The 7,289-nt window shown below is 50.4% G+C and carries 6 protein-coding genes, 8 tRNA genes and 1 rRNA gene; all 15 read left to right on the top strand.

Going from position 1 to position 7,289, the window contains the following annotated elements:
- Nucleotides 1–19 precede the first annotated feature (19 nt).
- A 5S ribosomal RNA gene (gene rrf, locus EVJ30_RS06570) occupies nucleotides 20–135 on the top strand.
- Between the two features lie 8 nt (nucleotides 136–143).
- A tRNA-Asn gene (locus EVJ30_RS06565) sits at nucleotides 144–218 on the top strand.
- A 4-nt stretch (nucleotides 219–222) separates the two neighbouring features.
- Nucleotides 223–297, top strand: a tRNA-Glu gene (locus tag EVJ30_RS06560).
- A 4-nt stretch (nucleotides 298–301) separates the two neighbouring features.
- A tRNA-Val gene (locus EVJ30_RS06555) sits at nucleotides 302–377 on the top strand.
- A gap of 27 nt (nucleotides 378–404) precedes the next feature.
- Nucleotides 405–477, top strand: a tRNA-Thr gene (locus EVJ30_RS06550).
- A gap of 6 nt (nucleotides 478–483) precedes the next feature.
- Nucleotides 484–567, top strand: a tRNA-Tyr gene (locus EVJ30_RS06545).
- Nucleotides 568–572: 5 nt separating this feature from the next.
- A tRNA-Lys gene (locus EVJ30_RS06540) sits at nucleotides 573–648 on the top strand.
- An 8-nt stretch (nucleotides 649–656) separates the two neighbouring features.
- Nucleotides 657–731, top strand: a tRNA-Gly gene (locus tag EVJ30_RS06535).
- Nucleotides 732–748: 17 nt separating this feature from the next.
- Nucleotides 749–824 (top strand) — tRNA-Ala (locus tag EVJ30_RS06530).
- A 201-nt stretch (nucleotides 825–1,025) separates the two neighbouring features.
- Nucleotides 1,026–1,928 carry an arginase gene (gene rocF, locus EVJ30_RS06525; RefSeq protein ID WP_131457628.1) on the top strand — a complete coding sequence of 301 codons (903 nt, stop codon included), beginning with the start codon at nucleotides 1,026–1,028 and terminating at the stop codon, nucleotides 1,926–1,928.
- Between the two features lie 131 nt (nucleotides 1,929–2,059).
- Nucleotides 2,060–2,635, top strand: a complete 576-nt coding sequence (sigW, locus tag EVJ30_RS06520) for an RNA polymerase sigma factor SigW (RefSeq protein ID WP_070329318.1) — start codon at nucleotides 2,060–2,062, stop codon at nucleotides 2,633–2,635.
- The gene (locus tag EVJ30_RS06515) at nucleotides 2,632–3,267 is read left to right on the top strand and encodes a polymer-forming cytoskeletal protein (RefSeq protein ID WP_131457627.1); all 636 of its coding nucleotides are present in this window, start codon (nucleotides 2,632–2,634) and stop codon (nucleotides 3,265–3,267) included. The genes sigW and EVJ30_RS06515 overlap by 4 nt, the downstream gene beginning before the upstream one ends.
- Nucleotides 3,268–3,399: 132 nt before the next feature.
- Entirely contained in the window at nucleotides 3,400–4,260 is an 861-nt protein-coding gene (cdaA, locus tag EVJ30_RS06510) for a diadenylate cyclase CdaA (RefSeq protein ID WP_016508862.1), read from the top strand.
- Nucleotides 4,261–5,541 carry a CdaR family protein gene (locus tag EVJ30_RS06505; RefSeq protein WP_070329316.1) on the top strand — a complete coding sequence of 427 codons (1,281 nt, stop codon included), beginning with the start codon at nucleotides 4,261–4,263 and terminating at the stop codon, nucleotides 5,539–5,541.
- 35 nt (nucleotides 5,542–5,576) lie between these two features.
- Entirely contained in the window at nucleotides 5,577–6,935 is a 1,359-nt protein-coding gene (gene glmM, locus EVJ30_RS06500) for a phosphoglucosamine mutase (protein WP_131457626.1), read from the top strand.
- Nucleotides 6,936–7,289: the final 354 nt, after the last annotated feature.

Genomic DNA, 7,289 nt, shown 5'->3' with positions numbered 1-7,289 from the left:
TCAGGGAACAATTCCCTTGTCTGGTGGCGATAGCGAAGCGGCCACACCCGTTCCCATGCCGAACACGGAAGTTAAGCGCTTCAGCGCCGAAAGTAGTTGGGGGTCTCCCCCTGTGAGGATAGGACGTTGCCAGGCAAGATCGTTCCGCAATAGCTCAGTGGTAGAGCAACCGGCTGTTAACCGGTAGGTCGTAGGTTCAAATCCTACTTGCGGAGCCAATAAGGCCCGTTGGTCAAGCGGTTAAGACACCGCCCTTTCACGGCGGTAACACGGGTTCGATTCCCGTACGGGTCACCATTTTGGAGGATTAGCTCAGCTGGGAGAGCACCTGCCTTACAAGCAGGGGGTCGGCGGTTCGATCCCGTCATCCTCCACCATTTTAATTAACCAATCAAACCATATATGCCGGTGTAGCTCAGTTGGTAGAGCATCTGACTTGTAATCAGAGGGTCGAGGGTTCAAATCCTTTCGCCGGCACTCCTTGGGGGGGTAGCGAAGTGGCTAAACGCGGCGGACTGTAAATCCGCTCCCTCGGGTTCGGCGGTTCGAATCCGCCCCCCCCCACCAGGTTTGAGCCATTAGCTCAGTTGGTAGAGCATCTGACTTTTAATCAGAGGGTCGCAGGTTCGAGCCCTGCATGGCTCACCATTTTTTTCGCGGAAGTAGTTCAGTGGTAGAATACGACCTTGCCAAGGTCGGGGTCGCGGGTTCGAATCCCGTCTTCCGCTCCATATTTATTCCCTGTAACGGGGCCTTAGCTCAGCTGGGAGAGCGCCTGCCTTGCACGCAGGAGGTCAGCGGTTCAATCCCGCTAGGCTCCACCATTTGTTTTTTTCTTAAGTTACTTACGACTTAAGTTTTTTTTTGCGTAAATCCATGAAACCATTCACTTAAGAGTACAGAGAAAGGCAGCCTGCCACCATTCAGGCTGCCTTTTTGTATGTTTATTCACCGGTGTGTGAAGTTGAACCACACATTTGGTAGCGTTTACAATGTAGGTATCAATTGCTCAAGGGGGAATGGCTATGCAATGGTCATATATTGAAGTACCACTCCGTTACGGACAGGGGAAACACGGAGTCGATCAAGGTCCAACTAAATTGCGAACACTCGGAATTGAGGCATTACTGCCAAAAGGGACGCTACAACAAACGATTCGCGTCTTGCCAGAGTCAGAAATTCAAGTGAATGAAGAACATTTAAAGCGTGTAGACGGCGTCTTGTATACGGTCAATGAGCTGGCAGACGTCGTTGCTGCCGATGTCCGAGCGAATCGATTCCCGTTGATCGTTGGGGGCGATCACAGCATGGCAATCGGTACACTAGCTGGGCTCGCCAAAACCGGACCGTACGGCGTGATTTGGGTCGATGCCCATGCTGATTTGAATACGGGGGAAACATCACCGTCAGGCAATATTCACGGGATGCCGCTTGCCGCTGCGATGGGACTAGGTGACATCCGATTGACGGAAGTCGGAGGGCGTGAACCAAAGCTTGCGCCAGAACATCTAGTTTACATCGCTTTACGTGATATTGATGAGGGAGAGATGCGAGAGATTAAGCGGCTTGGGATCAAGGTCGTGACGGTCGAAGAAGTTCGGACGCGTGGCGTCGAGACAATCATGGCTGAAACGATCGAGTATTTACGTAATCGTGTCGATCGCTTCTATCTCAGCTTTGACATGGACAGTTTGGACGCTCAACTCGTCCCTGGAACAGGAACCCCGGTCGATGGCGGGTTGACGGCAGAGGAAGGGAAAGCAATTTTGGCGGAAGCGATGAAAGCCGACGAGTTGATTGCGATCGAGCTCGTCGAATTGAACCCTGCACTTGACCAAGAGGATACAACCGTTCAACTCGCCTTCAGTTTATGCGAAACGATTTTGAAATCCAAAGAAAACCTGTTACTGGAAAGCAAAACAGTCTAATCGCCTTACAGTTTCCAAATCCGTTTGCTACAATGGGTTTGGAAACTTTTTTTGTGTGATGTGAAACCTGATCAGACAACTGAACGTATACTGTATTGACCGCATAGGTTGCGGAGAGGGGAAGTGGATTGATGGAACGGCTGACCACCCGTTTAGTAGACGAATTAAGGTCGGGGAATCACGATTCGTTTGCTGAGCTGGTAGAACTGTACAAGGATGGTGTCTTTGCCGTCGCCTTTAAGATTTTATACGATCGTGGCGAAGCCGAGGATGCTGCCCAAGAGACGTTCATTCGTGCATATACCCGGATTGATACGTATGATCCGCAGTATAAGTTCAAGACATGGTTGTATCGAATCGCCACGAACGTCGCCATCGATCGTCTCCGAAAGCGAAAGCCGGAGTATTCGATGGATGCCGAAATCGCTGGCACGGATGGTCTCACCTATCAAGACCATTTGGCCGATGATGCCCCCCAACCCGACGCCCAAGTCGTTCACCGCGAGATTCGAGGCGAAATGCATGAGGCAATCCAGCAACTGCCGGACAAATATCGTATCCCGTTACTGCTCAAGTACGTGGACGATTTGTCGCTCAAAGAAATTAGCGTCATGATCGATATGCCGGTCGCAACGGTTAAAACAAGGATCTTCCGGGGAAGAGAAATGTTAAAAACAATCTTTCAAAACAGGGAGGGGTTCAATTGACTCCTGAAGAGAAACTGCAACAATACTTGGAAGATGGCATCCTGCCCGAAGAATCTGACGAATTACGTCAATTACTAGAGGACGAAGCCTTATACGAGGCGTACCTTCAGTACGAACGAATAGATGCCGAACTTAAAGCACTTCCACGTCCTAAGCTATCAGACGATTTTACGGCGCGCGTGATGGCGGCCATTCCTGAAGCGAAAACGTCTCCGCCGGCGACACCGATCGTGCGTCTTGAAGACCGTCCACGGCCACGGAGAAAACCGCATTCGAAACAGATGACTTGGTTGCGGAAGCATCCGGGACTCGTCGCGGCCTTACTATTCTTTAGTTTAATGTCGAGCGCGACACTCGGTTTATGGAACGGCTCTACCGAAACCATGACGTACACGAAAGTACCTGGAATCGTTGTCACAGAGAACGAGGTCGTCGTACCGAAAGACGTCATCGTCGAGCGTGATATTACGGTCCAAGGCGGGGACCTGCGGATCGAAGGTACCGTCAACGGCAATGCGACAGCCGTGCACGGCCGAGCCTATTTGGCCAGTGCGGGTGAAGTGACCGGAGAGCTCGAACAAATCGACCGGATTTTTGAGTGGGTTTGGTACTCCATCAAGCAAATACTTTAATCGAGGCGCCTCAGGGCGTCTTTTTCATTCGTTTCAATCTGGTTTCGTTTTGTCATCTAACGATGCGTTGTTTGGGAAATATGATATAATGAAAATTGCACGAATTGGCTAGGTAGTTGAGGAGGGGAGCATTTGCCGCTACTTGAAAAGGTTTCAATCTTATCATTTTTTAGTCTTTCAGAGAACGTACATTGGTACGATTATTTGAATGATGTTTTAGATATTGTCGTCGTCACGTACGTCATCTATAAACTGATGATGATCGTCCGTGGGACAAAAGCGGTCCAACTGATAAAAGGGATTTCAATCATCCTCGTCAGCTGGTTCCTCAGCGGATTCTTTGGTTTGAAGACGTTACAGTTCTTGCTGAACCAAGTGATCACGTATGGTTTGCTTGGGATCATCATCATCTTCCAACCAGAACTTCGACGCGGGCTCGAGCACTTAGGGCGAACGAGCAATTTGTTCGGTCGTACGAGCACGAGCGATGAGGACAAGCAACGACAAATGATCGAAGCGATTGTCAGTTCGGCACAGTACATGTCGAAACGTCGAATCGGGGCGTTGATCGCGATTGAACGAGATACCGGGTTGAACGAATACGTTGAAACCGGTATCCGGATGGACTCGCACATCACGTCACAACTGATCATCAATTTATTTATTCCGAATACACCGCTTCACGATGGGGCGATGATTATCCAAGACGGGAAAATTGCAGCGGCGGCTTGTTATTTACCGCTCTCGGAAAGCCCGCACATCGATAAGGCGCTCGGGACGAGACACCGGGCCGCGATCGGGGTCAGTGAAGTGACCGATAGCGTGACGCTCACCGTTTCAGAAGAGACGGGTGCGGTATCTCTGGCGATTGCTGGACGTTTATACCGCGAGCTAGACGAGGAGGCACTTCGCAACAAGTTGATCCAAGAACTTGTTATTGAAGAAAAAGAGACGACACTCTCGTTCTTTAATAAAAAAGGGGGGGACAAGTAAGTGATTGATCAGTGGTTACAACATAAATGGTTTCTCCGCATCATCGCACTTGCTTTAGCCATCCTTCTTTATTTTATGGTCGCCGAGACGAGCTCGTCGACCAATTCAACAAATGCATTGCCGATTGTTGGGCAAAGCTCGATGTCGCTTGACGTTCCTGTCGAAGTATTCTTCGATGAAGTACAATACGTCGCGTACAACGTTCCTGAAGAGATGAACGTTGAGCTGCAAGGTCCATCGAGTAGTTTGACGATGACAAAATTGGTGAAAGATTATCAAGTGTTCGTCGATTTAACGAACCTCGGTACTGGGTTCCATCGTGTCCCGGTGGAAGCACGGGGTTTCGGTGGGGATGTAAACGTAAAACTTGAGCGTGACACTGTTGAAATTTACATCGATCGAAAACAGACAGTTGAAGTACCTGTATCGGTCAACTTGTTAAATAAAGACCAGTTGCCGGAAGGGTATGTGGTCGGAGAAGCGGAAATCGAGCCGGCGACTGTAAAAGTTTCTGGTGGCGAAAGCCGGATTCAAAACGTAAAAGAAATCACGTTGAACGTCGATGTGGCGAATCAAAACCAGACGTTCACGCGTGAGGTGCCGCCGACGATTTTAGATGCGAACGGAAACCCGCTTAACGTGACGGTCGAACCGAACATCATCAACGTCACGGTTCCTGTCTATGAACAAAGTGCCGTGTTCCCGATTGAAGCTGTCACGACCGGCGAAGTTGCCGATAAATTCAGGCTCGTTGACACGTTGCTAGAGGAAACAGAAGTCCGTGTTTTCGCACCGCGCGAAGTGCTCGATGCACTAGACCGTGTTGAGACCGAGCCGATTGACCTTGATGGCGTCGATCAAACGGGGAAAGTGACAGCGAAGCTTGTCCTGCCGGAAGGCGCATCATCGCTCGCTGCCGAGCAAGTGGAAGTCCAGCTACTCGTCCGAGCGGATGATCAAACGCGAGATGATACCGGGGAATTGACGGAACGCATCCGTTTAACCGTGCCTGTCACGGTCAGAGGCTATGATCGGACGAACTATACGCTTCAAGCACCGGAAGTCGTCAGCGTCACATTGTCAGGTAAACGGTCACTCCTTGAGAGCGTGACGTCGAACAGCATCAGTGTGACACTAGATTTGACGGGTCTGCCGAGTGGTTTGCATGGGGTCGATGTAGACTATGAAGTACCGAAAGGCGCGACGGTCGTCTCGCCGAAAACAATCGACGTCGAGTTAACGAGCGTCGAAGACCAAACCGAAACGTCTTCGCTTCAATGAGACGTTCAATCATACAAAAGTGAGGAAACGAATATATGGGTAAATATTTTGGAACAGATGGGGTCCGCGGTGTCGCGAACTCAGAATTGACAGCAGAACTAGCTTATCGTTTAGGACGCATTGGTGGTTACGTGTTATCGAAGCACTTGCCAGCCGGTGAACAGCCGAAAGTATTGATCGGGCGTGACACACGCATTTCAGGTCATATGCTCGAAGGCGCACTGATCGCAGGTCTTTTGTCAATCGGAGCGGAAGTGATGCGTCTCGGTGTCATCTCGACACCAGGTGTGGCTTACTTGACGAAGTCGCTTGACGCGACAGCAGGTGTCATGATCTCAGCTTCACATAACCCGGTTGCCGACAACGGCATCAAATTCTTCGGTAGCGACGGTTTCAAGCTCGATGATGCGACTGAAGCAGAGATCGAAACGATTCTCGACGCGGCGGAAGATACACTCCCGCGTCCGACAGGGAAAGATCTCGGATTCGTCTCGGACTACTATGAAGGGGCACAAAAATACCTTCAACTCTTGAAACAGACGGTCGATGAGGACCTCGATGGTCTCCATATCGCCCTCGACTGTGCCCATGGCGCGACGAGCGGCCTTGCGGCTCGCTTGTTCGCTGACCTTGAAGCGAACGTCTCGACAATCGGTAGTTCACCGAACGGGTTGAATATTAATGAAGGCGTCGGCTCGACACATCCGGAACACTTGGCACAATTCGTTCGCGAAAAGGGAGCGGACATGGGCCTTGCGTTTGACGGAGACGGAGACCGCTTGATCGCAATCGATGAGAACGGCGACATCGTCGACGGCGATAAAATCATGTACATTTGCGGAAAATACTTGAGCGAAAAAGGTCGTTTGAAAGACAATACGATTGTCGCGACAGTCATGAGTAACCTTGGCTTCCACAAAGCAGTCGAAGACGCAGGTATGACGGCTCTTCAAACAGCTGTTGGTGACCGTTACGTCGTCGAAGAGATGAAGAAGCATAACTACACGCTCGGTGGCGAGCAGTCGGGTCATCTCATCTTCCTCGATTACTCGACGACGGGCGACGGGATGCTCTCGGGTGTCCAACTCGCACAAATCGTGAAGACGACAGGACGCAAGCTGTCTGAACTAGCAGCTGAAATGCCGGTCTATCCACAAACGCTCGTCAACATTCGCGTCACGAATAAACAGGATGCGATGACAGGGGAGCGCGTGCTCACAACGATTCAAGAAGCGGAAGCTGAAATGAACGGAAACGGGCGTATTCTCGTCCGGGCATCAGGTACAGAGCCACTCGTTCGAGTGATGGCTGAAGCGCCGACGAAGGAAGACTGCGACCGTTACGTCGAACAAATCGCTCAAGTCGTCCGTGAAGATTACGGTGTTGAAGGATAATTTTGTCGAAACAGGGAATAACACAAGGGAATCCAATTTTGGGTTCCCTTTTTGTTTCCGTTTTGTCACTGTGAAATCATTTGATTTTCTTGACGGATGGGGGTGTGATTTGTACTATTAAGAGCGTGACCTTAGAAACGGAGGGGCACAAAGTACGAGAAAGCGCCAGAACTCTTTATGAGTTGACGAGGTTGGAGGTTATCGAGATTTCGGCGGATGCCTCCTAGTCGCCTGTCACGACTAAAAGCAATCCCTCAAAACGTTCGGGTGACCGGACGGCCAAAGGGGAGCGCATTGACAGCTCTTTGAAAAAGCCCGTTTCCTTTTTCGAGAAATCGAATATAGAGGAGATTT

This window comes from Exiguobacterium sp. SH5S13, from assembly GCF_004337085.1.
Taxonomy (GTDB): domain Bacteria; phylum Bacillota; class Bacilli; order Exiguobacteriales; family Exiguobacteriaceae; genus Exiguobacterium; species Exiguobacterium aurantiacum_A.
Note: the sequence above shows the minus strand (reverse complement) of the source record. Positions and strands in the feature narration are given on the sequence as shown.